Source organism: Citrobacter sp. CF971, assembly GCF_006385635.1.
Lineage (GTDB): Bacteria > Pseudomonadota > Gammaproteobacteria > Enterobacterales > Enterobacteriaceae > Citrobacter > Citrobacter freundii.
This window is the reverse complement of the sequence record NZ_CP041051.1, coordinates 510,429-537,335: the sequence shown is the minus strand read 5'-3', so window position 1 is coordinate 537,335 and position 26,907 is coordinate 510,429. Positions and strand designations below refer to the sequence as shown.

Sequence of the window (26,907 nt, the reverse complement as noted above, 5' to 3'; positions counted from 1 at the left end):
GGAAATTTGACAAACGGATGTACGAATTGAGGAAAGATAAGGTTTTTACCACAACACTTTTGCCGAACGATGTTATGGTTGAGACTACTCACGCAACCTTAACCACGGTGGTGCCTATAAATGAGATGGCGTCTACTCAGTACAACTCTACTTCTATCCTGCGCCATCTATCCAGGCAAAGGTATCGCTGATCAGTGCGAAAAGCTGGATAAGGAGGGGCTTCTAATATATCAGCAGTTTAAGAAATCCAAGATGTGTAAGGATTCGACTATCAACGCTGGATGGACCGACTGTTTATTTAAAGCCTACGGCACTAATATTCTTCTTTCTGGTGCAATAGGAACAACCATCGACGAACGCACCACGGGAATGTTGGGTAGCGGATTCTATGTCCTCTCTGTTGATGAACGTGCCAAGGTTAGAACGTTTATTGATCGGAAATTGGGTCTTCTATTGAGGGTGGACGGGAAAGACAACGTTGAAAAGTCTGGATGCATTTACAACGAGGTGTTCATAACACTTGATGCTCGGGTACTGGATCCAGGTGAATTTAATAAGTTGACCATGGGGATTGAGTAGCATCAAGAGGCATCAGGTAAGATTGGGGTGATGACTGCTATTTTGAACTCCATCATGTTCTTAATATCCGCTTCTGGCACTAAGCGGACCGCCTGAAACGCCCTAAAGCCTGCCATGAGCGAGGAGCCGAAACTGGCCTAGATCATACTTGAACGTTCTCTGGAAATTCTATATAAGCAAATAGTTTTGTTAAGCCGGATGCTTACATTCAAAAGAAGTAATAACGTGAGCGCGATGCAGCAGTCATGATTATCATGGTGTTATTTTCATGTATTTATCCTGAAAACGCGATGTATAATTACAAGGCCATTTAAGCTTCTGAAACGGAGTGGACAAACTAAGGAAGGTGCGAATAAGCAGGTCATTTCTTCCCAAGCTGACTCGCTGATTAAAATTTCGCGGATCTGGGCCGATTTTTTTCCCGCAAACACATCGAATCAGCCTATTTAGGCTATTTTTTCCACCATTTCTGGCGTTATTTCCGGTTTTTACTGAGATCTCTCCCACTGACGTATCATTTGGTCCACCCGAAACAGGTTGGCCAGGGTGAATAACATCGCCAGTTGGTTATCGTTTTTCAGCAGCCCCTTGTATCTGGCTTTCACGAAGCCGAACTGCCGCTTGATGATGCGAAACGGGTGCTCCACCCTGGCACGGATGCTGGCTTTCATGTATTCGATGTTGATGGCCGTTTTGTTCTTGCGCGGATGCTGCTTCAAGGTTTTTACCCTGCCGGGACGCTCGGCGATCAGCCAGTCCACATCCACCTCGGCCAGCTCCTCGCGCTGTGGCGCTCCTTGGTAGCCGGCATCGGCTGAGACAAATTGCTCCTCTCCATGCAGCAGATTACCCAGCTGATTGAGGTCATGCTCGTTGGCCGCGGTGGTGACTAGGCTGTGGGTCAGGCCACTCTTGGCATCGACACCAATGTGGGCCTTCATGCCAAAGTGCCACTGATTGCCTTTCTTGGTCTGATGCATCTCCGGATCGCGTTGCTGCTCTTTGTTCTTGGTAGAGCTGGGTGCCTCAATGATGGTGGCATCCACCAAAGTGCCTTGGGTCATCATGACGCCTGCTTCGGCCAGCCAGCGATTGATGGTCTTGAACAATTGACGGGCCAGTTGATGCTGCTCGAGCAGGTGGCGGAAATTCATGATGGTGGTGCGATCCGGCAGGGCGCTATCCAGGGATAATCGGGCAAACAGGCGCATGGAGGCGATTTCGTACAGGGCATCTTCCATGGCACCGTCGCTCAGGTTGTACCAATGCTGCATGCAGTGAATACGCAGCATGGTCTCCAGCGGATAGGGCCGTCGGCCATTGCCCGCCTTGGGATAAAACGGCTCGATGACAGCGGTCATATTCTGCCATGGCAGAATCTGCTCCATGCGGGAGAGGAAAATCTCTTTTCGGGTCTGACGGCGCTTAGTGCTGAATTCACTATCGGCGAAGGTGAGTTGATGGCTCATGATGTCCCTCTGGGATGCGCTCCGGATGAATATGATGATCTCATATCAGGAACTTGTTCGCACCTTCCCAAGGTATGCTCGCTCCCTGGTCTTGAGTTCAGGTCTAAATCTTGTGAGTGAAAATTAAACACTCATACGTCCACCCAGTTTTATTTACTGTGTTGTTAGCCAATATATTGGATACTATGCCCAAGTGACTCAACTCTGAATTCTGTATCTTGAAGTCACTTGGAGATATGGCAATAGTGCATTATTGAAGGAAATAGGTAATGAGTAAAAAAATGACCATGGCTGAGATTTCAAGGCAGCTTGGAATTTCAACAATGACTGTGTCGCGTTACTTTAATGGCGGTTATGTCTCGGAAGAGAACCGCCTTAAAATTGATGCCATCGTCAAAGAGAGTCATTACACGCCTAATATATTTGCTCGCTCCATTCGTAGCCAATCCAATATTATTGGTTTCATCGCGCCTCGTATTGAGTCATATACGACCAGTTTAGTGATTAAAGGGGCGCTGGCTGCTGCCAATGAATCACAAGTACGAATGCTGTTTCATGCCACAGGGTTTAACCATGAGTCAGAATGCCAAGCTGTGAGAGAGTTTAACGGCTTAAATGCATTGGGCACGATTATTATTGCGTCAAAGCACAGTGTCGAAGAGACTTTTTATCGAACCTTAGACAATGTGGTATTTATTGGCAAAAATACCCCCACCATTGCTGTTTATATTACCCCGATCATGCAGCGATTAAAGCCCTCGTCTCCCACACCATCACTCAGTTAAAACAGCAGCAGGCACCGCTGGCTGCCGTACATTATATTTATGATGAGCGTATGCTTTCTAGCCGCACTAAGTTGATGCAAGCCACTATTACCGACACCGTCCCTGAGTTGAATTTATCACTACAAGCCCTAGCCAACTCGGAGGACAAAGCTGGCTATCAGGCCGTTCAATTACAGCCTAATCATGTCTACTTTTGTGCCACCGATAATATTGCCATTCGTTTATATCGTCGCGCCAAAGAACAGCAACTCAAGATCGGTCATAACGTATGGATTGTAGGCATGGGTGACTATGACTACAGCGATTTGTTAGTCCCGAGCCTGACGACTGTCGCTTTTAACTACTATCAAGTGGGCTACCAAGCTGTCAAAAAATTGCTCAAGCGCGATTTCAGTTCTGTTGAAGGCACATTCGACATAAAGATGAGAGAAAGCTCACAATTCCTCTGAAATTGTGTTGAGTCCAAATCGGTTCTACTTAACTATATGTGTTAACGATAACGCATATAGTATAACCGATGACACTCGCTCCTAATATGCACTCAAAACCACTCGCGTGGTGGAAGAAAGCAACCGCCTACCAAATTTATCCCCGTAGTTTTTATGATACAAACCAGGACGGTATTGGTGACATCAATGGCATCATTGCTAAGCTCGATTATCTTGCTGATTTGGGCATTGATTTAATATGGATTTGCCCATTCTATGCATCACCTAATGATGATAACGGGTACGATATTAGTGACTATCAAGCGATTCATCCTGACTTTGGAACCCTTGAGGATGTGGATGAACTAATCAGTGCTGCTCATAAACGTGGCATTCGCATTATTATGGATTTAGTGATCAACCACACTAGCGACGAGCACCCATGGTTCATTGAATCTCGAGATAACAAAAATAGCCCTAAGCGCGATTGGTATATTTGGCGTGATGGTTGTGAGCCTACCGCTGAAAAACCGACTTGCGACCCAAACAACTGGGAAAGTATTTTTCATGGCAGTGCATGGGAATATGATAAAAAAACTGCACAGTACTACTTGCACCTATTTTCAAAAAAACAACCTGATCTGAATTGGGAAAATCCTGAAGTTAAACAAACACTATTTAAAATGATTTATTGGTGGTTGGAGCGTGGTATTGATGGCTTCCGTGTGGATGCAATTAGCCATATTCAGAAACAACCAGGTTTACCTTCTTTACCCAATCCAAAGGGTGAAAAGTATGTCTCTTCGTTTGATTATCATATGAATGTGGCAGGGATTGAAAAACATCTGCATGAGTTAAAAGAGCAGGCGTTTGATCCCTTTAACATAGTGACAGTTGGTGAGGCTAATGGGGTGACTGCCGACAATGCATTACTTTGGGTTGCCGAAGCGACCGAACACGATCAAGGCGGTGTTTTCAACATGATTTTTCAGTTTGAACACATGAAGCTATGGTCGGAAGAAAAAAGCAACGTGCCTTTAGATCTAGTGGAGTTCAAACGCATTTTATCGCGTTGGCAAGATGCATTAGAAGGTAAAGGCTGGAATGCGCTTTATTTAGAAAACCACGATCAAGCTCGTAGCATTGATACTTTTGCCGACCCTACCTCTAGGTATGCCAGTGCTACCGCGTTAGCGAGTTGTTATTTCTTGATGAAAGGAACTCCGTTTATTTATCAGGGCCAAGAGATTGGTATGGTAAATCATCAGTTTACTTCTCTTGATGAATTTAATGATGTGTCTGCTAGAAATTTAATTCAAAAGCTATCTCAACAAGGTCAAAGCGATGCAGACATCTTAGCCTTGTTAAATCAAGTATCTCGCGACCACAGTCGCTTGCCAATGCAATGGAATGCGCAGGATTTTGCCGGTTTTTCTGAGGTGCAACCTTGGTTCTCCGTCAATCAACAGTACGCAGATATCAATGTTGAGCAACAACAGAATGATCCAAATTCGATTTTGAGTTTCTATAAGCAGCTGATTGCTCTGCGTAAGTCAAATGTAAGTTTAGTGGTTGGCCGCTATCAATTGCTGCTACCTAACGACCCTAATATCTATGCTTATCAACGTGTTGCACAAGATATGACATGGACCATTATTACCAATTTAAGTCCACAAGAGAGCATCGTTGATATCGACCGCATGCAATTAGGCGAGTTAATGCTTGATAATCAGAATATCAACAATGAACACGTTCGCTCAGATTTTATAGCGACGCAAATTGCCCCACCTTATGCTGCGTATATATTTGCAAGAAAGCACTAAATTATATTTATCGCAGGGCCTTGATAAGGCTACCCTGCATTTAAACCAAGGAATCATTTATGAGTCAGTTACTATCTTTTGATTTTTGGCAACGATTTGGGAAATCCCTTATCGTTGTTATCGCGGTGATGCCAGCCGCTGGTATCATGATATCACTCGGTAAAGTTGTCGCAATGTATGCCGGTGGTATTGGTGCCATTGAAACACTAGGCGCTATTATGGAAAACATAGGCTGGGGGATCATAGTTAATCTTCACCTATTATTTGCTGTCGCTATTGGTGGATCATGGGCTAAAGAACGTGCAGGAGGAGCATTTGCCGCGCTGATCGCCTTCATCTTAATTAACCGTATCACTGGGGTTATATTAGGCGTGGATAACGCTATGCTCAGTGATCCCGAGGCGGTTGTGATGAGCCTATTTGGTTCTGAGCTACCTGTCTCTCAATTCTTCACTAATATTTTGGGTGCTCCTGCTCTAAATATGGGTGTGTTTATCGGTATTATGTCTGGCTATTTAGGTGCCAACTTATTTAACCGTTATCATGACTTCGCTCGCTTACCTCAGGCATTAGCATTTTTCAACGGTAAGCGTTTTGTACCTTTTGTTGTTATTTTCTATTCGATGATTATTGCGTTTGCTTTATCAATCGTATGGCCTTTAATTCAAGGTGCGCTTAATGATTTTGGTCAATGGATTGCAACCTCTAAAGACACTGCGCCGATCACTGCTCCTTTCTTGTATGGTACGTTAGAGCGCTTATTACTGCCATTTGGTTTACACCACACTTTAACTATTCCAATGAATTACACCGAGTTGGGTGGTACTTATGAGCTTTTAACAGGGGTGAATGCGGGGGCAAGTGTTTACGGTCAAGATCCACTATGGCTAGCTTGGGTTAGCGATTTAAATAATCTTAAATTAAGCGATCCGACAACTTACCAACATCTATTAGATACGGTGCATCCAGCACGTTTTAAAGCGGGCCAAGTTATTATCGCAGCGTCTTCATTGATTGGTATTGGACTTGCGATGTATCACTGTGTTGATAGTGATAAGCGTGCACAATACAAGCCAATGTTTTTATCTGCGTGTCTTGCTGTGTTATTAACCGGTGTGACAGAGCCTATTGAATTCATGTTTATGTTTATTGCTCCTGTTTTGTATGTTGCGCATGCGGTATTAACAGGGATTGCATTTGCGTTGGTCGATGTGATGGACCTACGTATACATGCCTTTGGTTTGATTGAGTTACTCACTCGTATACCTATGATGGTTTCAGCGGGAATCGGTGGTGATTTGGTTCGCTTCGCATTGGTTTCTATTGTTTTCTTTGGTGTTAACTATGGATTATTCCGTGTGCTCATTGTCAAATTTAAATTGCCAACACCGGGCCGTATGGGTAACTACCTCGATGAAAGTTCAGAATCCATGTCAGAAGATGAGAAGATGGACATTATTATTCAGAATTTAGGTGGCCGTGCCAATATTGCTGAGATTGATGCTTGTATGACTCGCTTGCGCATTACAGTTAATGACCCGCAGTTGGTTGCTGAATATGCATTATGGAAGCCGACAGGAGCACTTGGTGCTGTAATTAAAGAACAGGGAGTACAAGTTATTTATGGTCCAGGAGTGGATGTCATTAAATCTAGATTAGTTGAGAAGTTTTCAGCACAACCTGAGTAATTCATTCTCTACCCTAGATAAAATAACCTCGAGAAACGCAGCCTTGAGCTGCGTTTAACTCGCTACAATGAATAAGTGAATAATAAATGAAGTTAATGACGCTAAATACCCATAGTTGGCAAGAAGAGAAACAACTAGAAAAGTTGGATGTGGTAGCGCAAGCCATTATCGAGCAAGGGTGCGATGTCGTTGCATTACAGGAAGTGAATCAACATCAAAATAGCCCGGCTGTTGATGCCAATATATTAACTAATCACACCGTGCTCGCTGATAACTATGGATATTTATTACAGAAAAAACTCATGGAATACGGCTATCACTACCAACTTACATGGGATTTCGTTCATCAAAGTTATGACGTATATCAAGAGGGACTGGCATTCTTGACGCGACTGCCGATTGTCGAGCATGAGGTCATTGACCTAAGTGATAACTATGATGTGAACTTTTGGAAACATAGGCGAGCAGTGCGTATTAAGGTCACTTCTCAACGAGGTGATTTCAATCTTTATAATTGTCATTGCGGCTGGTGGAGTGACTCAGAGAGCTCATTTGAGGACCAGTTCAACAGAATAAAGGCAACATTATCAACAGAGTTGAGCTTTCTATTAGGCGATTTCAACAACCCAAGCCATATACGCAATGAAGGTTATGATTATGTATTACAGTGCGGTTTGATAGATTGTTATGAAATAGCAGAAATAAAAGACTCCGGAACTACTGTAATTAAAAATATTGACGGTTGGGAACAAAATAGCCAAGCGCTACGCATTGATTTGGTTCTTAGTAATCAACCGATGGTTGTAAAGCAGCATCAGGTGATTTTTAATAACGATTTTTATCCGGTTGTATCGGATCACTTTGGGGTTCTGGTGGAAGTAGACATTATTTAATGTTTATTCATAGACTAAACCTTAAGCAATACTGGACTTTTAATTACGTGACTTTGCAATACCTGTAGTTATTCAGGACTTTCTAATTTAGTAAAGGCGCTGACACGTTTTTGTCCCAAAACTGTGTTACAAAATCCACAACACCAAATTTTGAAGAGCCCCTTAGAGAGGGGCTAGTTGAGGGGAGCCCAGTTTGACCTGCCCCCACGATTAGATACAACACTCAGTTAGTAACGTCGGAATCTTCATTCTCAGAATGACCCTTTCTCCAGCCCGCTGCAAATTCAGACGGTGTCTGATAATTCAGCGTGGAGTGCGGGCGGCATTCGTTATAATCCTGCCGCCAGTCATTAATAATTTTCCTGGCATGAACGATATCGCTGAACCAGTGCTCATTCAAACATTCATCGCGAAATCGTCCGTTAAAGCTCTCAATAAATCCGTTCTGCGTTGGCTTGCCCGGCTGGATTAAGCGCAACTCAACACCATGCTCAAAGGCCCATTGATCCAGTGCACGGCAAGTGAACTCCGGCCCCTGGTCAGTTCTTATCGTCGCCGGATAGCCTCGAAACAGTGCAATGCTGTCCAGAATACGCGTGACCTGAACGCCTGAAATCCCAAAGGCAACAGTGACCGTCAGGCATTCCTTTGTGAAATCATCGACGCAGGTAAGACACTTGATCCTGCGACCGGTGGAAAGTGCGTCCATGACGAAATCCATCGACCAGGTCAGATTGGGCGCCGCCGGACGGAGCAGCGGCAGACGTTCTGTTGCCAGCCCTTTACGACGTCTTCTGCGTTTTACGCCCAGGCCACTGAGGTGATAAAGCCGGTACACGCGCTTATGATTAACATGAAGCCCTTCACGGCGCAGCAACTGCCAAATACGACGGTAGCCAAAACGCCTGCGCTCCAGTGCCAGCTCAGTGATGCGCCCTGATAAATGCGCATCAGCAGCCGGACGGTGAGCCTCATAGCGGCAGGTCGACAGGGATAAACCTGTAAGCCTGCAGGCACGACGTTGCGACAGACCGGTCGCATCACACATCAACATCACGGCTTCCCGCTTCTGGTCTGTCGTCAGTACTTTCGCCCAAGAGCCACCTGAAGCGCCTCTTTATCCAGCATGGCTTCGGCAAGCAGCTTCTTGAGTCTGGTGTTCTCTTCCTCAAGCGACTTCAGGCGCTTAACTTCAGGCACCTCCATACCGCCATACTTCTTACGCCAGGTGTAAAACGTGGCATCGGAAATGGCATGCTTGCGGCAGAGTTCACGGGCGGGTACCCCAGCTTCGGCTTCGCGGAGAATACTGATGATCTGTTCGTCGGAAAAACGCTTCTTCATGGGGATGTCCTCATGTGGCTTATGAAGACATTACTAACATCGGGGTGTACTAATCAACGGGGAGCAGGTCACGCTTCCCAACCCGTTATTTCATCGTGCCAAACTGTTTGTTCTTCAGTGCATATAGTCGGTCGAACTCAGCATAGGGCTCTCCCGTTTCAGCTGCGTGCCGGGTTTTAGCGTCCAGAAGGCCGGGCAAAGGGATTCCATGACTCAGTGAGTGGTAAAGATCATAACCACTGACACAGATAACACGCTTCCCTTTACCAAAAGCCGTCAGACCTTCAGGCGTAAACCCCATCCAACTGATAAAAACACCGCGTGTCCAGGTTGCCTTGGTACTGAGCTTTCCTTCAAATACATGGAGATCGGCAGCCGACGTTCTTTTCTGATGCCACTTTGCCTCTATCAGGTAAAATTCATCATTCAGTCGGAAACTTCCGTCAATCTGTTCGCCTGTGTTTCGGAAAGACGAACGGGGAGCGAGCTTAAAGATACTGAACAGTTCAGCAAGCCAGGCTTCAAACCGAAAACCACGTGGATGTGGCGGCAGAGATTTCATCTCGTTCATTTCAGCGATAAGTGAAGGCCAGTCAACACCATGCCATGCCTGGACAGGCTTTACGCCTTTGGCTTCATCGGTGCCAGCGTTTTCTAAGCGGGAAATCAGTGCAAGATAGTCATTACGGCTTTGTTCAGCCTGTTCAGGCATGGATTCCGTTTTATACTGCCAGACAGCGCCAAGAACCCGCAGAGCGGTCTCACGATCAGCCTGTTTCAGCAAGCATCTAACTCGTTTGGCCTTTGACGTCCCCTCTTCCTGATAACGTTCATCATCAATATCAATGTTTAGTTCTTCATCAAAAAAAGCAGACAAGGTGCGGTTAGAGAAATCAAGTATCCAGCCAGGATCGCTCTCAAACACGAGATTAAACAGCCTCAAATCCTGCATTTTCAGTTTCACGCCTACCTCCTTTTTTTCACAGTATAACGGGATGAAAGTGGAGGAGGAAATGAGTCAGCACCTGTACACCAGCATTAGCGTGTCCCGCTATTGGCAGAACGCGGCCAAACTAACTGAGCAGAAGGTCCACTGTGAGCGAGGAGCGGACGTTGGCAGCTATTGTTGATCTCGCGATGTTTTTTTTTAAAATAGCATGCCGAATAAAATCAGCTCTTTTCAGGCGGCCAAATTCAGTGTGCCACTTCAGTTCAATGAAGAGGAACTTCCGTATACTCTTTACGAAGTTAATACAACATGGCGCAATCGTTCAGAAGGAAAAACGGAGAAACGTTGTTTTCTTTATTTCTGGGCAAATGACACTGAAAACGATTACCGTCGTTACATTCGAGTATTTGATGAATGTGAAAAAAATCTGATGCAATTAGTAAGTTAAAGAAAAAACACAATATTAACTAATTAACGCCCATAAAATAAGCGCCTCTACGGGCGCTTTTCTTTGTGAGGGAGGTACTTAATTTATCACCCCCGGAGGATCCTGTTCAGGAAGTACCTTTTAACTTCGGGTTTAAGGAGAGAACTGAACTCCCACGCAAGTGCATAGCCTCCATCACCGCCTGCTTCATTTTCGAAACCACAAGTCTGGAAATAGCTGACGTGATTATCCAATAGGTATTCATGCACCTCGACAAAAAAATCCTCGAAATTTACATCGTAATAACACTCTGACAGGCGTTGTGACTCCATGTGACGCGCCCGCTTTGTCTGACCGTTTTCGGCGCAGAACACACCATCGAGATAGTTTATAGCGCTTTTTTCAATGCTTTTGAGCTGTGCTTCCGTTGTGCTTTGCTGGCACTGAAAGGCGCAGAACAGGTAGAAATTAGGGTTGTTGGTGCCGTATGAGCGGGATGTTAAATCGCCCATCGTAATTCCTACTTTCGCAAAGCCGAGGTCTCGGCTGTCAGCACCCACGTAAAACCATTTGTTGGGAGACTCAAAGTTCAACTTATCACGTTCCATGACTGCTGCCATTTTATAGTCGTCATCAGGAATTTGCAGGTCGTACATCTGTTGTGGCTTTTTCATGGTTCCCTCTATGCATTGTTGTTTGAAGTCTAATCAAAGTAAAAAACTGCCTGATATAACAAAATTTAAATCAGCGCAGGAAGGTGCCAACGATCACCAGATCGTCAACGGGTTTGCGCGCCAGCCAGATGTAACCCTGGCGGTCGAAGCGCTCCCAGATTTGCTCAAAGGTCTAGCCAGGTGGCTGGGCGCACTGGTTATGTCAAACCGACGGGCCATGAACTGGTCCGGGAAGTCTATGGGATTATCGTAGACCGTCCAAAGTTCAAGATTTGTCGATGTGTCAGTTACCATTCTGCTTCGAACTCGCCTTCGCGCAGTTCGCACTTGCCCTCAATAATTTCCCACGCATGAGTCATGCCCATATTCATCAACTCAATGGTACGCTCGCGGTCATCGGAATAAGCGCCAACAAATATGACGTATTCCAATTTAGGTTCTCCAAATTCAGGCGAGCAGCCGAAATCATGGAAAGCAGCTTGCCATTGAGTACCTTCTTCATCTGGCATATGGAAAAGTTGCATAGGGCGTTCACCTGGTTCGAACTCAATAAAGCTCGCTGAACCAGCCGGGGAAGTGAGCACCCGAGCATGGCCATCAAAAAAATAATTGCTGGCGCTTCTCAATCCTTCCACATAAAACAACCGGCCATCTGATAGTTGTTTCAAGACCAGATACACCTCACGTCGCTGAATACTCATTATTATTCCTGTGGTTATGGGCATTGAAGGATATTAAGTATGCCCATGCGTAAACCTGGGAGAAAGCAAAAGAGGTATAGCCTGCAGAAGAAATTTTCATTTATTTGACCGATGCCCCGATCTCGATCATTTTGGCCACAACCTTGTCCAGTTTCACGTTACTCAGCGTCAACGTCGCCAAGCATTGGCGCCAGGGCGATCACATCCACGTCATTATTGCGGGTAGGCAAGAGTGTTCACGTGAGTCGTCTGGCAGGTCGAGTCGTGGAGTGACACTACAAAATGCATTGATGCGGAAACATCTGACAGAACAATCGAAAACTTGACCTGCTCCCTTATTGTTTGATTCAGGGTAAATTAAGCAACTTCCGCTCCCGGCAAAGAGCGGGCGAACTCATCGAGCATAAAGTCCGCTGTGAGCGAAAAGCGGACGCCCGCATAGCGTAAACAGGCGTCTGATATTTTGATATGGATTGATGACTTAACCCCTTCCCCGCTTCGTCAATGACTTTCTCGTCATTATCTTTGGTAAATGATCCTTTTGCCTTTCCGGTAGAATACTCAGCATTATTTCTGAAGAGCGGCAAAGACGAGTGCCTTGCCATGAGTTCACCATAATTTCATCTGCGCCCGTGCGGCGAACCAGATCCCTGAGCCCGTCACGGACGACCTCCGGTTTGCCCCATACGGATTCACGCAGCTGATAATATTTTGCGGTCAGTTCATCAGCGGTATCACTAGTCATTGCCCGTGAGCGGGTCATGGGGGCCATAACGACGCGGTTTACCAGGTCAGTATCACCGGTCTGAAACGGGGTAAATAATTTTTCCATTTTTATCTCCTTTGCTGGAGGAAATATGATGGTCTCAGCTACGGAATAAAAAAACAGTAGTCTGTTCCGAACTGAGTAGACATAATTTCTACATTTAGTGTTCTCCTGGTATTAAACCGAAATATTTGATTGTAGGCGATGTCTTACGTAGAGATAAAGCCTGCTGCAAAAGTGATGAAGACTCAGTATGTTCTCTTCTAATACAAAGCAGACGCCCATTCTCATGCAGACGCTTTGTTCTTGTCTCGCTAGCAACCAAATCGCTTGCTCCACAACTATGATTGCTTATTAGCGTTTTCATCAAAAAACAAATCAAAATAAATTGATTTTATGAATTCTCTATCGGAGTCTATATGGTCAGCGCGATTTGCATGCTCTAATGTTTCAATTGCCAGAGTGTGCGCGGCATCAGCAAACATCTCAGGCCAACCCGTACTCAGCATAGATAGCCCTTTGAGCACTCTTATCTGAATCTCTCTCATACTGGCACCATCGCGTGCGACAGGTGAGAAAAAGTCTTCCAGGAGATCGTTGTTCTGAAGTGGCGCAACGTGTACTGAAGGATAGGTCACTTCAATTTCATGAGACTTATTCTGCGCGTAAGCAGAAAGTATACGAACACCTCTGCCAATGACATCGATTGCGGTTCCAGGATCGTTCACTGCGGGTGAAAGGGCTCTGCAGGCTATTTCGGCCATGACGCTAAGACAAAATCGGGGATCCTGAGCAAATGAACGCACATCCGAGACAATGATCGTCTCAAGTAAATCGGCGCAGATTGATGACTCCTGGCCCTGACTCAGGTACAAAGCTGGCATGGACGGATGAATGAAACTGCCTGGTTGCGCCACAAGGTATACATGACGAGGATCATTGGCCAGCAGCTTGCTGAGTTTCTCCATATCAATATATTCAACATAGCCAATCTTCTTCGGATAAACTGCAACCGTTCCTTTCGGCTGTTCATAGCTCTCAAGCCATGGATATCCGCCGAGACAGGGATTTCTGGCTCTCGCAATAAATGTTTCGATGGCCGCCTGTTCTACTTTTGCTGTTGTCTCACCGACCCTCCCCAGAGAGGTCAAATGCTGTATCCAACGAAGCAATGTGATGAGGATGAGGGCAATGACAACGAGTGTGACAATGAATAAAATGACTCTTCCCCTTTCTCCGTAGGCTCCCATATTGAGGGCAATAATTCCTACCAGACTGAAGAGAAAGGAACCAATGAAGGTGGCCAGTACATTTTGTGTGGTTACGTCTTCCACAACTAAACGCGTTGCTCTGGGAGTAACATTAGTAGTGGCTGAACCGTAGGCTGTGACCATGATACTCAGCGAAAATGTGGTCACTGCCAGCATACTCGATGCCAGTATGTTCAGAATGTTATCAACTGCTTCCGCACCAACCTTCACTGAAACCGACTCAGGAATCATTGATTTAAAAAGAATAGATAAAAGAGCCGTTATTATCGCGACAATTGCGAATAACGTAGCTCTGAACCAGAGTTTCTTAAATGTTTGCTTCAGAATCCATTGCCAGCGTGAAATCATTCTGCATTCCCTCGTATTGCGGTCGGGATAAATAATTGCCGCCCCCTAGGACGGCATTTTGCTATCAACGAACCAGGTGCAGGAAGTGCAGGTGTTTTTCGTACTGGTCCAGTATGTCATTAATCAACTGTTCCTGATTCCAGCCCATCACATCATAATTTTGACCGCCTTCTTTGAGATAAACCTCAGCGCGATAATATCGATGTTGGTCAGTCTGCTGCTCATCATTATCCATTGCGGCGAGCGCGAAGGTGGGTGAGCTATACCCGCGAAGCCTCACTTCATATATAAAATTCAGCTCGTTGCCCAAATCCACTTCAAGACGAATACGATCGTCGGCTGCGTCACTAATGTGGCTTATCGTCCCCTGCTTGTTCAGTTCTTCCTGAACCAGCGTCATGGCAGGCTGGATAATGTCGTCCATAAAACGTTTCACAAGAGATCGTTTCGGCAGATACGCGATATTGCGTAACCTTCTCTGCCAGGGAATTGGGTTACGTGCAGCCGTAGGAGCAATAGTCGCCATGCTCAGGCTTTCACGCTTAGTCAAATCTCGACGCAGGGCTTTTAACAGCCCGTATATGGATATCAGCAAGATCACGGAGAAGGGTAATGCACTTGCTATTGTCACCGTTTGCAGCGCGCTCAGCCCTCCCGCAAGGAGAAGCGCAATTGCAACAACTCCCATGAGCGATGCCCAGAAGATTCGCTGCCAGACGGGTGTGTTTGCCACCCCACCTGATGCCAGAGTATCTACAACCATTGCCCCCGAGTCAGCAGATGTGACAAAGAAGACGATGACCATAGCCATTGCAATAAATGACAGCACGGAGGAGAACGGGAAATGCTCCAGGAAATTGAACAAGGCCAGCGAGACATCCTGTTGGACGGTATTGGCGAGATCGGTCGCCCCCTGGTTCATAATGAGATAGATTGCGCTGTTACCAAACACCGTCATCCACATGAGCGTAAAGCCGGCCGGAACAAACAGCACACCGGTGACAAATTCGCGAATGGTTCGGCCGCGTGAGACCCGTGCGATAAACATCCCCACAAATGGCGACCATGAAAGCCACCATCCCCAGTACAGTAATGTCCAGCCCCCCAGCCAGTTGCTCGACTTAGGTTCATATGCGTAAAGATTGAACGTTTTACTCACCAGTTCCGAAAGATAACCGCCGGTATTTTCCACAAATGACTTCAGCAGAAGCACAGTTGGCCCCAGACACAGGACCAGCGCCAGGAGCAACAACGCGAGGCCCAAATTGAGCTCAGACAGGATACGTATTCCCTTGTCTAGGCCGGTCACCACAGAAATCGTCGCTAACCCCGTGATGGCCACGATCAGAATGACCTGCACCGTTTCATTAATGGGCACCCCGAATAGGTGGTTCAAACCGGCATTCACCTGCAAAACACCGTAACCCAGCGATGTTGCAACGCCAAAGACCGTACCTATAACGGCAAAAATATCAACCGCATGGCCTATAGGTCCGTATATGCGATCGCCAATAATGGGATAGAGTGCAGAACGCAGCGTTAAAGGTAGACCGTGGCGGTAACTGAAAAAGGCCAGAATCAGCGCTACAATGGCATATATTGCCCAGGCATGCAGACCCCAGTGGAAGAAGGTCAGCCGCATTGCTTCCTTCGCTGCCGCAACAGTCTCTGGGGCGCCAACGGGAGGTGAGAGATAATGCATCACCGGTTCAGCAACGCCAAAGAACATCAGGCCGATCCCCATCCCTGCCGAAAAAAGCATCGCAAACCAGGAGTGATAGCTGAAATCAGGTTGCGCATGGTCCGGACCCAGCTTGATATCACCGTAGCGTGAGAGTCCCAGAAACGTGACACTCAATAAAATCAGGGCCACAGCAAGGATGTAGAACCAGCTTGCATTCGTGAAGATTTGTTGCTGAAGTAGTTTGAAATTTTTGTCAGCAACATCCGGGAATGCAGCGGCAAAAGCGACAAGAAGAAAAATTAACAAAGCAGATGTAAAGAATACAGCTTTGTTAATCTGGCTGTGAGACTTCTTTGGGATTGTTTCATTTTCACTCATAATCATTTATTCCATTGATTTAAATCCGTATTGGATAATGCTTACCACCTCTTACAGAGTAGCAAAATTCAACTGACTATGCGGCGTGAATCGAGCACATGGTGTGATGAGTGCCGATACAAATCATCCTATAATCGAAGGAGTTCTTTGTTAATCAGCCTGCCACTTCTTGGGTATTTAATTTGCATATTCTGTACCAGAGCTGGGATATACGTTAAGTGAAGTATATTAGACACGAATTACCAGCTTCTGCTTTTGGCACATAGCCGCCCCACATACAGGCAACGCTACTGGTCCTTATGGCATGTAATTATACCCGACTGAAACACATATTATTTCTGTGAACACTTCCCCAACGGCAATCTTTCCCCTTAAGACCAGAATCAGACCGTAAAGCCTGCTCTTTCTGCATTTCCCGTCTTAATTCATACCATGTGGCACCAGCATTCCCTTCGCCATGCCAGAAAATCAACTCAACCATAAAAAGCGCCGTGCCGGGGATGGGTCAACCCTGACGTTCTTTACACCAGTCACAGGAGGTAATATGTCCAGCCCGAAACGCTTCCGTTTTACTAATCAGCTCATTAAATCCCTGCCCCCTAACACATCCGATGCACGCAGTACCGATGCCGAATACAGCGACACCGAGATTTCCGGCCTCAAGTGTCTGGTCAGCAGAAGAGAAGGTCGTAAAAAGTTTTTGCTACGCTACCTTTATCATGGACGAAAACGCGCCATCGCCATTGGTCACTGGCCTGAAGTGGACGTCAATCTTGCTCGTCAGATTGCCATAGAACACAAACGTTCCCTTGCCACCGGCACTGACCCTAAGCAGGAGCGTGAAAACAAGAGAATGGAGCTGACGTTCGATGAACTCTTTAATCAGCATTATCTGCCATGGGCAAAATCCGCTAAACGCAGTTGGGGAAAGGATGTTCAGCGCTACCGCGATCATATCCGTCCCGCCATTGGTCAGAGGCTGCTGAGCGATATCACACCAGCGAGCATTCTGCGCCTTCAGCAGACGTTAAGTACTTCCCTGTCAGCGGCTACCTGTAACCGTGTCATCGTACTCATTAAAGCCGTCTTTACATGGGCCGGAAGGCAAAGCATGACCTCTGTTCATCCGGCAAGGGTGGTACAGCTACTCAGGGAGAACAACGCCCGACAGCGTTATTTTACCGAGGACGAAATTCGTCGTATTTTTCTCTCCGCCGATAACGATACCAGCCCTGTAGCTGCCCGCTATGTCAAACTGCTGTTACTGACCGGCCTTCGTCGTGATGAGCTGCGTCTGGCTAAGTGGGAGCATGTTGACCCGGTTAAACGCACCCTGTGGCTCCCGGAAACCAAGAATGGCTATGGACGGATTGTTCACCTTAACTCACTGGCGATGGACGTAATCAGAACGCTGCCAACGCAGCGGGGAAATCCGTGGTTGTTTATTGGTAAAAAACAGGGAATGCCGCTGAGTAACCCGGTTAAAGCCTTTCAGCGTATCGTGCGTCGGGCGGGAATTTTCGACAAGGAAGTGTGTATTCATACCTGCCGCCATTCGGTTGCCGCCCTCATCGTGTCCTACGGCGGAACACTGTATGACGTTCAGGCTCAACTGGGGCACCGCAGCAGTCAGTCTTCACAACGGTATGCGCATCTTCATCCTCAGCGCTTACAGAACACCAGTCAGTTACTGGCGGAAAGGATAACGGCTCAGCTACCGTCCTTGTGATAACAGAAAAGCAGAGGCAAGTGCCCCTGCTTTTTTTTTACTGTTCAGCCATCAGTCAGAACGGGATGGCCCCATATTCTTCATCCGGCACCCGGTTATCATCAAATCTGTTATAGAGTTCACGTGCTCGTTCACGCGCGACGTTAACGGGCATACGTGGAAATGTGCCGAGGGGTTCATAATAGCAGGCCCCTTGAAGCGTATAACGAGCCAGGAATTTAATCTTACCGTTGGCAATGACGGCCCGGAGCGCCGGCTCACTGCCATCGAAGATTTCACGAGAAATGTCGTGATACAGGCACTCCGCCAGTGTGTTAACCAGAGCGTAATCATTGAATGAGGTTTTTTCTTCATTTTCGCTGCTGATAGCGTGAGGAAAACCGTCATAGTACTGGTCTGATTCAAAAATCATACATCACCTTCTATTCGTTGTTATTCAGTCAAAATGGTTTTATTCAGGGTTAAAATTCGGTCATCACATTGCATTTCAGAAACGCTTTTTTGACCTGGTAGTAAGACTGCGCCATCGTCTTCAGCGCTCTTTTTTTATAGTGTCCGGCACTTTCGCCAAGCAGATAACCGGAACGCTCTAACGGTCTGGCCACATCAACGGTCTTAAGTCCCTTTTCAGAACAGAGCTTTTCAAACACCGATTCATAAATCAGGAAGTCGCCGGTTTTGTAATGGACGAATCCCCACATATCTCCCGGGCATCGGGCATGTTCGTCACGCAGGGTGATAAAGTGCCTGCTGCTTTTTGTCACCAGCGTCAGCTGAAGCTCCTCCAGCATGTTACGCACCGGGTTATACTGATTCTGGTTATCATCCAGCCAGCGTCGTGCAGCGGACATAACGGATTCAGCCACCGCATCGCTTTCGAAAGGTAAAAGGCCATATTTCAGCGCCTTCTCTCCTGCCAGCCATACCAGCGCAAATCTTTTCAGTCCGCGCCGCTGAACGCGGGTAATATCACGCCCCTCATCCCTCAGGGCCTCTTCCAGTGCGTTACAGCAATCATCTGTCTGTTCCTGGAGCCAGGATGAAAACTCTGCGTAGGTGCGAAGACCGCCAGCCGTATTTTTCCCGGATAACAGTTTGCCGATAAATGCAGGCCCGGCATGACCATAAGCCTCTGCCAGCCCCGTCTTCAGTGCATCTGCACGGGCACGTGTTTCTGATACCGGTTCATCCGGTTTTTGAGCATCCTCAGGCAACAGTTCCATACTGATGGCCCTGTGCTCCTGCCCTCCCTGTAACACGGCTTTCTGTTCAGCCAGCTTTTCGGAGATTGACATCTCACCGGTGGAGAGAATAAACATGCGCCATTTAAACGGCTCATCTGCCGTCAGGCCACGGTTCAGGCGCTCTTTTGCCGTACCTGACGTAATGTTGTAAAGCAGTGAGGAAAGTTGCTTATGATTACTCGCACCCAGTTCATCGACGCAGGCGACCAGACCGGAATAGTCAGCGAGAAGGCGCTCCATCGCGTTAGGCGTGGTATTCCAGCGAATAATATTTACATTCCCCCCACTACCCGGCTCGCTGCCATCACCATGGACCGATGCAGCCAGCATCAGGAGAAGCGTTTTACCGGTGGTGGATACGCCGTGAAAATGAAACATGCCCACATCCATACCGGCAGGAACCAGAAGCATCGAAGCAAAGGACGCACTCAGCGCAAAGGTCTGCGCCCAGCCATGGGCATTTTCCCGGATGAGGTTAATCCACTCCTCCAGAGCCCCGCCTTTGTGCAGTCCGGGACGCACGCGGAATCCCGGCAGCAGATAATCAAACCCGGTCAGAGAGGTCACAACGGGCTCATGACCATGTAAAAAGGCCATATCCTCCGAAACGAATCCCATTGCATCTGCCATCAGATAGACAGGCAGCGGTAAACTCCGGCAGCTCTGAATAAAACGGTCAAAAAGAGCAAGCTGCTGTGGAGAGGGGCCAACACAAAATCCACGACCTGCCAGTCTGCCCATAACCTGAGCACCACCCTGAACAATATCCTCAAAGCTCACCTGGGCCTTAACATACTTACCCAGCCCGTTACCGGTCATCAGGCTGATCCCAAGACCGGACTCCTTATCTTTTCCACAAAACAGGGCGACAGGCACAACTGGCGTGGTGCAAACCTGCACAGGTTTCTGTCCACCGATGTAGAAAAGGCCATCAGCCGTATTCACATAATGCCGTGGCAGCCCATCACCAATACCGAGTGAAGCGATATCATCTTCACCGACCTCAGTGTTTTCAGCACGCCTGATAATTGCTTCCGACATTTTGTTGAAATTTTTATCGCGGTCAGCAAAAGCGCGAATACGCTTAATCCCGGAAACCTTAGGAACATTAATTGTCACTTTTTTATTCATGTGTATTACCATCAAATTACGCCACCGTCAGAAAACGGGTGACATTTGAACCCTAGTTAAAAGCCATGTCGTTGAATGCAGGTTGTTACCCCATCGCCCGATTAACGACTTCGTGATAACGCGCCGGGGAAGCGTGCAAGTAAAGTTCCGTTACTTTTATCGTGCTGTGACCCAGTAAGTCTTTGACGGTGTGAATGTCGGCCCCGCTCTCAATGAGCTTTGTCGCAAAGGTATGTCGCATCTCATGGATGGTGAACGGTGGAATACCCGCAGCCTCACAAAGCCGTTTTTGCAGGCGACGCGGCTCAGAAACCGGATTGTCGGTCCCCTTGCCCGGAAATACCCAGCCTTCATCACCCAGATGCTGACGCTGTTCTGTCAGAAGAACGAAAGCCTTATCACATACCGGTACGCGGCGGAGTTTGCCGTTTTTGGTGTGGCGAAGGGTGATAACTTTGCGGCTCCAGTCCACATCTTCAAGACGAAGGTGACGGGTTTCCCCCAGACGCAGCCCCGTCAGGGCAAGGAACATGAGCAGAGCAAGGCCTTCATGATCGGGTTTACCATTACGCCAGCACTCACAGACTTCCATCCAGCGCTGAAGCTGGGAGTCATCCATGGCGCGGCGATCTGACGTTACTTCAGGCAGCGCTTTGATATAAAGCGCCGGAGAGCGGCTGATGTATCCCATGCGTATTGCCCTGGTAAACACCGCTTTAATGAGCGCCAGATGGCGATTGCGGGTGGCTGGCTTGAGATCGAGATTATGCAGATAGCTCAGAATATCTGCCTCCGTCATACCTGCCAGCTTTTTGGCACCGAGAAGAGGGCGCAGGTATTTACGGATCTTAGAAAGATCGGTGTTAGCTGAACGCTTAACGCCCGTGCTGAGTACGCTTTTCTCATACTCATCCACAAGCTCATTAAACGTCATTTTACTGTGAGTAAGAAAACGCTCACCATAAGTCTCAACGGAAGCCTTAAGCTCCTGAATTATTTTAAAGGCATGCTCCCTTGCGTTATTAATGGAAAATTCAGGGTAACTTCCTACGGAAACGTAAACATTTTTTCCGCGAATACTTTTGCGGACAATAAACTTAATGCGTCCGGATGAGTGGAATATAGCCTTAAGCCCGGTACATTTTGTATCGCTGGCTTCGATAGTCCGGCCAGTTTGTACTGCACGGATTTTATATTCATCAAGAAAGGCTTTAGTAAAAACACCTCCAGTATTTTTAGGTGCAACCTCTGAATATTCTATAGCATTAGATACTCCTTGGTCGGAATATCCATGAATCTCCACATCTACATTGAAGGAATTTTTATGAGCAGCAGCGATGCTCTTTTCATCCAGCGCTTGCGTTATTTTATTTAAAGGGTAATTAACATCCATAATATGTACATGGTCCTCTGAAAATTCAGATGATAATGAGTAAGTTAATATGTCGGCCAACAATGGGATAAGCTTATTTATTCGTGACATCACTTTCAAGCCCATGAAAAATCAGCTCTTACATGCCCATTGACATTTAATACTCAAGTCAGAAAGACCATGATGATTCATCAAGAGTACTCCTGCTCAGGGAAAAGTGAAAATAGCGTTAAACCATATAAAAAAATTGTGTTCCGGATGCGTCGCCCAAAGTAAGTCAACTTTTGAGGCTCTGAAATAAGAAAATGGTGATACACCTCACCGATTTTCGCCTGAAAAACGACCTCATAAGGCATTTAAAATTAATACTTTTTAAATCAATAGATTAAAGTAATGGTTTTGACAATATGCAGCCCAACTTAAGGTTGAATCAACCTTTCCACAATCAAAACCACACTCTATTCATTTTTTATTATTGTGACACTCGTCACATTTCACGCCTGCGGGTGCTTTGATTTTGTACATTCACAAAGCTCACCCACACCAACGACTATGACCGTAAAAAACCTCTTTTTATGCACATATTATTTCCATGAAAATCAATTCATTATGGAGATAATCATGTTTAAACTCACGACCCCCACCAGTCTTCCCCTTCTCAACCTGCCCGCCTCCGCACTGGCGTCCCTCAGCAATGAAATCCTCGGCCCCGTCGATGATATCGACCTGTTTACCGATTTCTGGAACGAAACGGGAACCCTGCTCTGGCATCTCAACCACGATGACACGCTCCCCGAAGACCCGCTGCTGGCAGTCGCACTGGCTAACCCGGAATACGTCACCGCACTTGATGATGGCTGGTATCTGCTTCTCGGTATCGTCTGTGATAACGGACAGGGTATCTATCTGGTGTTCCCGGACTCGACTGTTATCACTCAACTCCAGAACCTGATTGAGGCGCTGAACCATGAGTAAGAAAAAAATCGCTACCGAAGCCGCCGCCATCGAAAGCTATACCGTGTTCTACAGTGGGGACGCCGAGAAAATCAGCCCCCACAGTAAGGGGCTGCTGACGTATGAGCTGGGTCAGGAGGATGAAACCGGAAGCCTTGCCCTGCGCTTAACCGCCAATGGCGAAGGAGGCCTGTTCTCCCGAGAGTGGATAGCACTTGATGCGATTCACGCCATTCTGGAACAGCAGCAGGACAGCTTTCCGTCCCGAGTATTCCGCCCGCTGTTTGGTCAGGGCAGCACCAACAACGCCGGGTTTCTTGCCGCTGTACTGAGAAGCCCGGATATCTGTCTTATCGAGGCGGACAGCAGCAGGCTCTTTATGCACCGCTGCTACGCCGACTGGCCGCATCGTATGACGCAGCTTGCCGCAATCAGCCAGGACTAATCCCCCGCTTTTTCTGTGTTCCATACCCCTTAAAAAGGAAATTCACTATGTCATCACCCGCTATATTGCAGGGCGGCTATGTGCTGCCGCTCTCCCGGTCGTTCACCCAACTGCTTCTGGGTATCGTTGCGCAAAAACCGCCCCATCGTCACCCCATCACCGGATTAACCATTAACTTTCGTGACCCTGAATACTCACCGGAAACGGGTGGATGGCATCCGGTCGAAATACGCCTCATCCCTGCCGGAGAAGACTGGCAGCTCGATTACGTCACCGATTTTCACTATGCAGGACATCCATGGCCTGAGCTTGAAAAAGATGTCGATGTGAGCTGGACGCAACAATACACGTGGCTTTCCCGTTGTGGCGATATCTCTCATGTCGACGCCCGTGAGTTCTGGTCGCTATGGGAAAGTAACTTTATGGCTTACCACGATATGGGGGTTTTCACGGTCCGTACGTTGTGGGAAAGCTGAGTGTTCACTACGTTTCCCCCGCATCCCCCCTCTCCCCCATAGTAAGGAACTGAATGTTATGTACCGGCTTTTGCTGCTGAACTTCGTGGATTCATTTATCGATAACTGCATTCTCTCCTGCGTCGATGAACCGGCTTACGGTGGTATCGTGCAGTGCGAACTGCTTTTTGGCCTTACCGCACACAGCGGTATCTATGTGGGTAACGGCGATATTGTTCATCTTGATGGCGATGGAACCGTTATCAAAAGTAAGGCTAAAGGGTTTCTTGACCGGCTCGATGGCTGGAACTCCGCTATCTCGGTGTATACCGACTGTATGGATTTGACGCCTCAGGGTTGTGCGCGGGCCGCTGAACGGGCAAAGGCGGCAGTGGGTCAGCACTATCCCTACAGCCTGCTCGACTTTAACTGCCACCGGTTTACTGCCCGCTGCGTTACCGGCGATTCGTGCCCTGATATCTGGCTTGCCAGACATCTCGATTCTTTTCAGAAAGGGGACCGATGGCGCGTATGGCAACGATGAAAGCCAGCCGTTGCAGGCAACGTGTCACCGGACAGGGAGAACGGCTTATCCGGCTGACCATGGTGCTGTTTTACGGTCAGACAATATCTGTTCGCTACATCATCCGGCAGTTTGACGTGTCTCCCCGCACAGCAAGACGGGACCTCGCTCAACTGGCCTTTGTGCTGGAATCCGCTGGCCCTCACCGCTGGCGACTGGCTCCCTCGCTGAAACCCTGACTTTTTTCTCTGCCGGACATCTCCTGACCACTCCGTATGGCAGGCTGTCTCCGCTTTTCAATCCATAAGGGAACATGATGAAAATTTTAAAACTGTTAACCGCCGCAATTCTGCTTTCCGCCTTCAGCCACAGCGCGTTCGCCGACGAGCAGGCTGACGCTCAGATGATTACCAATTCGACCTTCTGCGCGATGTACTCCACCCGCCTGACCCAGACCAGCGACAGCGGCCTTCAGTTAAAAGGCGTCAATCTCAATGCCCGCATCAACGGACCGGTATTCAACAGGGTACTTCAGGTGATGAACAAGACCTATGGCAGAACCTGGCTCGAATCAAATGCCCGTAACGGCAGCATGACCGCCATGCAACTTTCGCAGTCGGAGCTTCTGTATAACCCGGAATATGCCCGGCAGTGCGATGCTTTTGCGGATAAAGTGGAAAAGGAATGGCGCGGAAAGTAATCCCGACGCGTTATACCTCTATCCGGTGAACAGAAACCTGCTTTCGGGCAGGTTTTTTTTACTTTTTTATTTTCAGGCGGACAAACGCTGTCCGGGGGCTTCCTTAAACTGTCAGGTCCAATATCTGCAATGAGGTGAAATATGGCTACCTACCGACACGACCCCGACCTTGAGTTTCTGCGCCACTGCCATCGTGACGATCTGGATTTACTGGTTTCTGTGCTTATCTGCGATCCGAAAGACGGACTGGCACGCATCACGGAAACGCTGACCTATGATCCTCAGTATAAAAAACACAAGCCCAACCACCCGCGCTACTGGGATGCCATTGCCGCCGAGGTTCAGACGTTTGGGGCGAACAGCTTTGCCACGCTGCTCCGCTGGGGTAAAGGGGTGCTGTACCGGGAAATTCTCACCGATGCCTGCGATAAAATGAAGGTGAACTACAACAACAAATCCAGTGTTGAAACCATTGAAATGAATCTGCTGATGAAGATCCTGGAGAAAAGTCTTGAGAAGATGACGCCTGACCAGCTAAAGACCGTGGCGGAAGAATTGCAGACAGGCTACAGCAACCCCACGCCGGAGTTGCTGACCATGGCAATCCAGGCGGGGATAAAAACATCCGGGTTTGCGGCCTATCAGATGGCACTTGTTGTCACAAATGGTGTGGCGAAAGCCCTGTTAGGCAGAGGGCTGACCGTTGCAGGAAATGCCATGCTGACGCGTACCATGGGCGCTTTTGCCGGTCCCGTGGGCTGGGTGCTCAGTTCTCTCTGGCTGCTGATTGATTTAGCCGGTCCCGCATACCGGGTGACGCTACCATCCTGCATTTTTATTGCCTACATGCGCCAGAAGCATCTTTATTCACCGGAGAATACTGACGTTTAGCACTTACATTTAAGGTATTCAGACTTTAAAAAACTTCAGAGGGCGGACAAATCCTGTCCGCTACTGCTGGCATTATTTCCCGGCTAAATTCGGAAATGATGTATGACGCTGATAACACAAGAAAACGAACATGACAGACTGGCAACCCGCCTTTCCATCATCCTGAGCCGTTTGTTTCAGGGTGAAAAGCTGCATATCGGGACGCTGGCAGAAGAATTTGGAGTGACGACGCGAACGCTGCGACGGGATTTCAACGTCCGTCTGACCTACCTTGATATTGAACAGAACAACGGCGTATATCAGCTCGCTTCGCATTACTTTCGTCGCCGCACGGAACGGGATATGAAGATACTGGCGAGGTTGCTGCATCTTGACCGTCTGTTACCCGCGATGGATGCCAAACTACTGAGCCTGATGCTTGACGGGGAACGTCCCTCGCCATACAGGATTATGCTACCGGAGCCGCACCAGAAACCCACGCTCTTTGGTGATTTCAGCAGACTGACGCTCGCCATACTTAACCAGACCCAGGTGCGTATCAGAACCGACGAAAACGTCAGCCATACCGTTCATCCCTACCGTCTGCTTTGCAGCCATGCGGAGTGGTTTCTTGCCGGATGTACGTCATCGGGCGTGTTCGTTATTTCCCTGTCCCGAATCAGGCTGGTTGAGGTATTACCGGATACAACGTTTGAGATCGATAACACACTCATTTCGCTGATTGAACAGTCTGACTTTATGGAAGCCTTACCCCACATGAACATTATTCATCAGATAATGCATTACGGGAGAAAACAGACGAATAATCGTAATTAAAATCACAACATATTATTAGTGATGATTAAATCACATTAACATGATAAGTGAGAAAGTTATGATTATCGATAAAGAATACGCACTTGTAGATGCAACAGCAAGACTTAACACTGACCTGAGGGATTATGAACATGAAATAAACAATGCCGCCATTATAACATTTGGCAATGACTTCATTGAGGTAATCGTATATCAGTTCAGCTTTATCATCAGCATCAGGGCAGAGGGTGAAAAAATAAAGCACGGCCTACTTGTTAACTTCGGTAAAAATATAGCAAGACAGGTTTCATCACTTTGTGCATCCGCAATGCGAGTCTACCCGAATGAAAAACACAAACCGAGCCGTCAGCTTTTCCATTGCATAAATTAGTTTGTGCAAAGACTGTACTACCGACACGCAATAAATTAAAATAGGCCAGCTAATATAACATATGAGGTTT

General features: G+C 47.4%; 27 protein-coding genes and 1 pseudogene. 16 read left to right on the top strand and 12 right to left on the bottom strand.

Features of this window, described 5'->3' with window-relative positions:
- The first annotated feature begins 120 nt into the window (after window positions 1–120).
- Window positions 121–579 (top strand): hypothetical protein, encoded by a 459-nt coding sequence (locus E6P06_RS06055; RefSeq protein WP_045268678.1) that lies wholly within the window; start codon window positions 121–123, stop codon window positions 577–579.
- Window positions 580–831: 252 nt separating this feature from the next.
- On the opposite strand, the gene E6P06_RS28200 is transcribed toward E6P06_RS06055, so the two are convergent.
- Together E6P06_RS28200 and E6P06_RS06050 are read right to left on the bottom strand one after the other, a co-directional pair.
- Entirely contained in the window at window positions 832–1,086 is a 255-nt protein-coding gene (locus E6P06_RS28200) for a hypothetical protein (protein ID WP_306419344.1), read from the bottom strand.
- Window positions 1,068–2,048, bottom strand: a complete 981-nt coding sequence (locus E6P06_RS06050; protein ID WP_000019450.1) for an IS5-like element ISKpn26 family transposase — start codon at window positions 2,046–2,048, stop codon at window positions 1,068–1,070. The genes E6P06_RS28200 and E6P06_RS06050 overlap by 19 nt, the downstream gene beginning before the upstream one ends.
- Before the next feature lie 269 nt (window positions 2,049–2,317).
- Between E6P06_RS06050 and E6P06_RS27920 the strand changes: the two genes are divergently transcribed.
- The 5 genes from E6P06_RS27920 to E6P06_RS06030 all read left to right on the top strand — a co-directional run bounded on the left by E6P06_RS27920 (window position 2,318) and on the right by E6P06_RS06030 (window position 7,665).
- The gene (locus tag E6P06_RS27920) at window positions 2,318–2,833 is read left to right on the top strand and encodes a LacI family DNA-binding transcriptional regulator (protein ID WP_246862893.1); all 516 of its coding nucleotides are present in this window, start codon (window positions 2,318–2,320) and stop codon (window positions 2,831–2,833) included.
- Between the two features lie 50 nt (window positions 2,834–2,883).
- Window positions 2,884–3,282, top strand: coding sequence for a substrate-binding domain-containing protein (locus E6P06_RS27915; protein WP_246862892.1), 399 nt, complete (start codon window positions 2,884–2,886; stop codon window positions 3,280–3,282).
- Between the two features lie 68 nt (window positions 3,283–3,350).
- Entirely contained in the window at window positions 3,351–5,084 is a 1,734-nt protein-coding gene (locus E6P06_RS06040) for an alpha-glucosidase (RefSeq protein ID WP_045332107.1), read from the top strand.
- A 59-nt stretch (window positions 5,085–5,143) separates the two neighbouring features.
- Window positions 5,144–6,772 carry a PTS transporter subunit IIBC gene (locus tag E6P06_RS06035; RefSeq protein WP_045332109.1) on the top strand — a complete coding sequence of 543 codons (1,629 nt, stop codon included), beginning with the start codon at window positions 5,144–5,146 and terminating at the stop codon, window positions 6,770–6,772.
- A gap of 86 nt (window positions 6,773–6,858) precedes the next feature.
- Complete coding sequence (locus tag E6P06_RS06030; protein ID WP_045332110.1) at window positions 6,859–7,665, top strand: endonuclease/exonuclease/phosphatase family protein; 807 nt, start codon at window positions 6,859–6,861, stop codon at window positions 7,663–7,665.
- A 223-nt stretch (window positions 7,666–7,888) separates the two neighbouring features.
- On the opposite strand, the gene E6P06_RS06025 is transcribed toward E6P06_RS06030, so the two are convergent.
- From E6P06_RS06025 to E6P06_RS05985, 7 genes and pseudogenes are all read right to left on the bottom strand, one after another.
- A protein-coding gene (locus E6P06_RS06025; protein WP_085950818.1) for an IS3-like element ISSen4 family transposase occupies window positions 7,889–9,009 on the bottom strand; the annotation gives its coding sequence in 2 pieces (ribosomal slippage) (window positions 7,889–8,751 and window positions 8,751–9,009; 1,122 coding nt in all).
- 85 nt (window positions 9,010–9,094) lie between these two features.
- Window positions 9,095–9,973, bottom strand: a complete 879-nt coding sequence (locus E6P06_RS06020; protein WP_042111475.1) for a restriction endonuclease — start codon at window positions 9,971–9,973, stop codon at window positions 9,095–9,097.
- A gap of 519 nt (window positions 9,974–10,492) precedes the next feature.
- Window positions 10,493–11,059, bottom strand: coding sequence for a hypothetical protein (locus E6P06_RS06015; protein ID WP_042111470.1), 567 nt, complete (start codon window positions 11,057–11,059; stop codon window positions 10,493–10,495).
- Window positions 11,060–11,346: 287 nt separating this feature from the next.
- Window positions 11,347–11,760 (bottom strand): hypothetical protein, encoded by a 414-nt coding sequence (locus tag E6P06_RS06005; RefSeq protein ID WP_042111466.1) that lies wholly within the window; start codon window positions 11,758–11,760, stop codon window positions 11,347–11,349.
- A 688-nt stretch (window positions 11,761–12,448) separates the two neighbouring features.
- A pseudogene (locus tag E6P06_RS28195) lies at window positions 12,449–12,592 on the bottom strand (morphinone reductase); the annotation flags it as partial.
- Window positions 12,593–12,867: 275 nt separating this feature from the next.
- On the bottom strand, window positions 12,868–14,145 hold the full coding sequence (locus E6P06_RS05995) for a DUF2254 domain-containing protein (protein WP_003036928.1): 1,278 nt from the start codon (window positions 14,143–14,145) through the stop codon (window positions 12,868–12,870).
- 64 nt (window positions 14,146–14,209) lie between these two features.
- Complete coding sequence (locus E6P06_RS05985) at window positions 14,210–16,207, bottom strand: choline BCCT transporter BetT (protein ID WP_016245729.1); 1,998 nt, start codon at window positions 16,205–16,207, stop codon at window positions 14,210–14,212.
- A gap of 544 nt (window positions 16,208–16,751) precedes the next feature.
- Here E6P06_RS05985 and E6P06_RS05980 point away from each other — a divergent pair.
- Window positions 16,752–17,936 (top strand): site-specific integrase, encoded by a 1,185-nt coding sequence (locus tag E6P06_RS05980; RefSeq protein ID WP_045332297.1) that lies wholly within the window; start codon window positions 16,752–16,754, stop codon window positions 17,934–17,936.
- A 55-nt stretch (window positions 17,937–17,991) separates the two neighbouring features.
- Here the strand turns inward: E6P06_RS05980 and E6P06_RS05975 are convergent, their stop codons facing one another.
- From E6P06_RS05975 to E6P06_RS05965, 3 genes are all read right to left on the bottom strand, one after another.
- The gene (locus E6P06_RS05975) at window positions 17,992–18,348 is read right to left on the bottom strand and encodes an Arm DNA-binding domain-containing protein (RefSeq protein WP_053520772.1); all 357 of its coding nucleotides are present in this window, start codon (window positions 18,346–18,348) and stop codon (window positions 17,992–17,994) included.
- A 49-nt stretch (window positions 18,349–18,397) separates the two neighbouring features.
- A complete protein-coding gene (locus tag E6P06_RS05970; RefSeq protein WP_103015402.1) occupies window positions 18,398–20,311 on the bottom strand; it encodes a DUF927 domain-containing protein in 1,914 nt (637 codons plus the stop codon).
- A gap of 85 nt (window positions 20,312–20,396) precedes the next feature.
- Window positions 20,397–21,809: a tyrosine-type recombinase/integrase gene (locus E6P06_RS05965; protein ID WP_231912277.1), complete on the bottom strand. Its 1,413-nt coding sequence runs from the start codon at window positions 21,807–21,809 to the stop codon at window positions 20,397–20,399.
- Between the two features lie 495 nt (window positions 21,810–22,304).
- On the opposite strand from E6P06_RS05965, the gene E6P06_RS05960 reads away from it, so the two are divergent.
- From E6P06_RS05960 to E6P06_RS05920, 9 genes are all read left to right on the top strand, one after another.
- Window positions 22,305–22,658 (top strand): hypothetical protein, encoded by a 354-nt coding sequence (locus E6P06_RS05960; RefSeq protein WP_039260984.1) that lies wholly within the window; start codon window positions 22,305–22,307, stop codon window positions 22,656–22,658.
- Window positions 22,651–23,082: a hypothetical protein gene (locus E6P06_RS05955; RefSeq protein ID WP_052672192.1), complete on the top strand. Its 432-nt coding sequence runs from the start codon at window positions 22,651–22,653 to the stop codon at window positions 23,080–23,082. The genes E6P06_RS05960 and E6P06_RS05955 overlap by 8 nt, the downstream gene beginning before the upstream one ends.
- A 47-nt stretch (window positions 23,083–23,129) precedes the next feature.
- A complete protein-coding gene (locus E6P06_RS05950) occupies window positions 23,130–23,558 on the top strand; it encodes a DUF2787 family protein (RefSeq protein ID WP_101778740.1) in 429 nt (142 codons plus the stop codon).
- Between the two features lie 58 nt (window positions 23,559–23,616).
- Window positions 23,617–24,081 carry a lecithin retinol acyltransferase family protein gene (locus tag E6P06_RS05945; protein WP_103015403.1) on the top strand — a complete coding sequence of 155 codons (465 nt, stop codon included), beginning with the start codon at window positions 23,617–23,619 and terminating at the stop codon, window positions 24,079–24,081.
- Complete coding sequence (locus E6P06_RS05940) at window positions 24,060–24,299, top strand: DeoR family transcriptional regulator (protein ID WP_042080396.1); 240 nt, start codon at window positions 24,060–24,062, stop codon at window positions 24,297–24,299. Before E6P06_RS05945 ends, E6P06_RS05940 begins: the two co-directional genes overlap by 22 nt.
- 74 nt (window positions 24,300–24,373) lie before the next feature.
- Window positions 24,374–24,760, top strand: coding sequence for a hypothetical protein (locus E6P06_RS05935; RefSeq protein ID WP_223863122.1), 387 nt, complete (start codon window positions 24,374–24,376; stop codon window positions 24,758–24,760).
- A 141-nt stretch (window positions 24,761–24,901) separates the two neighbouring features.
- On the top strand, window positions 24,902–25,651 hold the full coding sequence (locus E6P06_RS05930) for a DUF3944 domain-containing protein (RefSeq protein WP_000257250.1): 750 nt from the start codon (window positions 24,902–24,904) through the stop codon (window positions 25,649–25,651).
- A gap of 102 nt (window positions 25,652–25,753) precedes the next feature.
- Window positions 25,754–26,467: a YafY family protein gene (locus E6P06_RS05925; protein WP_103015404.1), complete on the top strand. Its 714-nt coding sequence runs from the start codon at window positions 25,754–25,756 to the stop codon at window positions 26,465–26,467.
- A 58-nt stretch (window positions 26,468–26,525) separates the two neighbouring features.
- Window positions 26,526–26,837: a hypothetical protein gene (locus E6P06_RS05920; protein ID WP_103015405.1), complete on the top strand. Its 312-nt coding sequence runs from the start codon at window positions 26,526–26,528 to the stop codon at window positions 26,835–26,837.
- Window positions 26,838–26,907: the final 70 nt, after the last annotated feature.

What these genes read in the sequence shown, in the direction of transcription:
- E6P06_RS05965 (WP_231912277.1), bottom strand. Translation starts at nt 21,809, where the DNA reads ATGGGCTTGAAAGTGATGTCACGAATAAATAAGCTTATCCCATTGTTG.
- E6P06_RS05935 (WP_223863122.1), top strand. Translation starts at nt 24,374, where the DNA reads ATGATGAAAATTTTAAAACTGTTAACCGCCGCAATTCTGCTTTCCGCC.
- E6P06_RS06035 (WP_045332109.1), top strand. Translation starts at nt 5,144, where the DNA reads ATGAGTCAGTTACTATCTTTTGATTTTTGGCAACGATTTGGGAAATCC.
- E6P06_RS05945 (WP_103015403.1), top strand. Translation starts at nt 23,617, where the DNA reads ATGTACCGGCTTTTGCTGCTGAACTTCGTGGATTCATTTATCGATAAC.
- E6P06_RS05950 (WP_101778740.1), top strand. Translation starts at nt 23,130, where the DNA reads ATGTCATCACCCGCTATATTGCAGGGCGGCTATGTGCTGCCGCTCTCC.
- E6P06_RS05975 (WP_053520772.1), bottom strand. Translation starts at nt 18,348, where the DNA reads ATGATTTTTGAATCAGACCAGTACTATGACGGTTTTCCTCACGCTATC.
- E6P06_RS06040 (WP_045332107.1), top strand. Translation starts at nt 3,351, where the DNA reads ATGACACTCGCTCCTAATATGCACTCAAAACCACTCGCGTGGTGGAAG.
- E6P06_RS27920 (WP_246862893.1), top strand. Translation starts at nt 2,318, where the DNA reads ATGAGTAAAAAAATGACCATGGCTGAGATTTCAAGGCAGCTTGGAATT.
- E6P06_RS06005 (WP_042111466.1), bottom strand. Translation starts at nt 11,760, where the DNA reads ATGAGTATTCAGCGACGTGAGGTGTATCTGGTCTTGAAACAACTATCA.
- E6P06_RS05980 (WP_045332297.1), top strand. Translation starts at nt 16,752, where the DNA reads ATGTCCAGCCCGAAACGCTTCCGTTTTACTAATCAGCTCATTAAATCC.
- E6P06_RS06055 (WP_045268678.1), top strand. Translation starts at nt 121, where the DNA reads ATGAGATGGCGTCTACTCAGTACAACTCTACTTCTATCCTGCGCCATC.
- E6P06_RS05960 (WP_039260984.1), top strand. Translation starts at nt 22,305, where the DNA reads ATGTTTAAACTCACGACCCCCACCAGTCTTCCCCTTCTCAACCTGCCC.
- E6P06_RS05920 (WP_103015405.1), top strand. Translation starts at nt 26,526, where the DNA reads ATGATTATCGATAAAGAATACGCACTTGTAGATGCAACAGCAAGACTT.
- E6P06_RS06030 (WP_045332110.1), top strand. Translation starts at nt 6,859, where the DNA reads ATGAAGTTAATGACGCTAAATACCCATAGTTGGCAAGAAGAGAAACAA.
- E6P06_RS05955 (WP_052672192.1), top strand. Translation starts at nt 22,651, where the DNA reads ATGAGTAAGAAAAAAATCGCTACCGAAGCCGCCGCCATCGAAAGCTAT.
- E6P06_RS05995 (WP_003036928.1), bottom strand. Translation starts at nt 14,145, where the DNA reads ATGATTTCACGCTGGCAATGGATTCTGAAGCAAACATTTAAGAAACTC.
- E6P06_RS06015 (WP_042111470.1), bottom strand. Translation starts at nt 11,059, where the DNA reads ATGAAAAAGCCACAACAGATGTACGACCTGCAAATTCCTGATGACGAC.
- E6P06_RS06050 (WP_000019450.1), bottom strand. Translation starts at nt 2,048, where the DNA reads ATGAGCCATCAACTCACCTTCGCCGATAGTGAATTCAGCACTAAGCGC.
- E6P06_RS05940 (WP_042080396.1), top strand. Translation starts at nt 24,060, where the DNA reads ATGGCGCGTATGGCAACGATGAAAGCCAGCCGTTGCAGGCAACGTGTC.
- E6P06_RS05985 (WP_016245729.1), bottom strand. Translation starts at nt 16,207, where the DNA reads ATGAGTGAAAATGAAACAATCCCAAAGAAGTCTCACAGCCAGATTAAC.
- E6P06_RS05970 (WP_103015402.1), bottom strand. Translation starts at nt 20,311, where the DNA reads ATGAATAAAAAAGTGACAATTAATGTTCCTAAGGTTTCCGGGATTAAG.
- E6P06_RS05930 (WP_000257250.1), top strand. Translation starts at nt 24,902, where the DNA reads ATGGCTACCTACCGACACGACCCCGACCTTGAGTTTCTGCGCCACTGC.
- E6P06_RS05925 (WP_103015404.1), top strand. Translation starts at nt 25,754, where the DNA reads ATGACGCTGATAACACAAGAAAACGAACATGACAGACTGGCAACCCGC.
- E6P06_RS27915 (WP_246862892.1), top strand. Translation starts at nt 2,884, where the DNA reads ATGCTTTCTAGCCGCACTAAGTTGATGCAAGCCACTATTACCGACACC.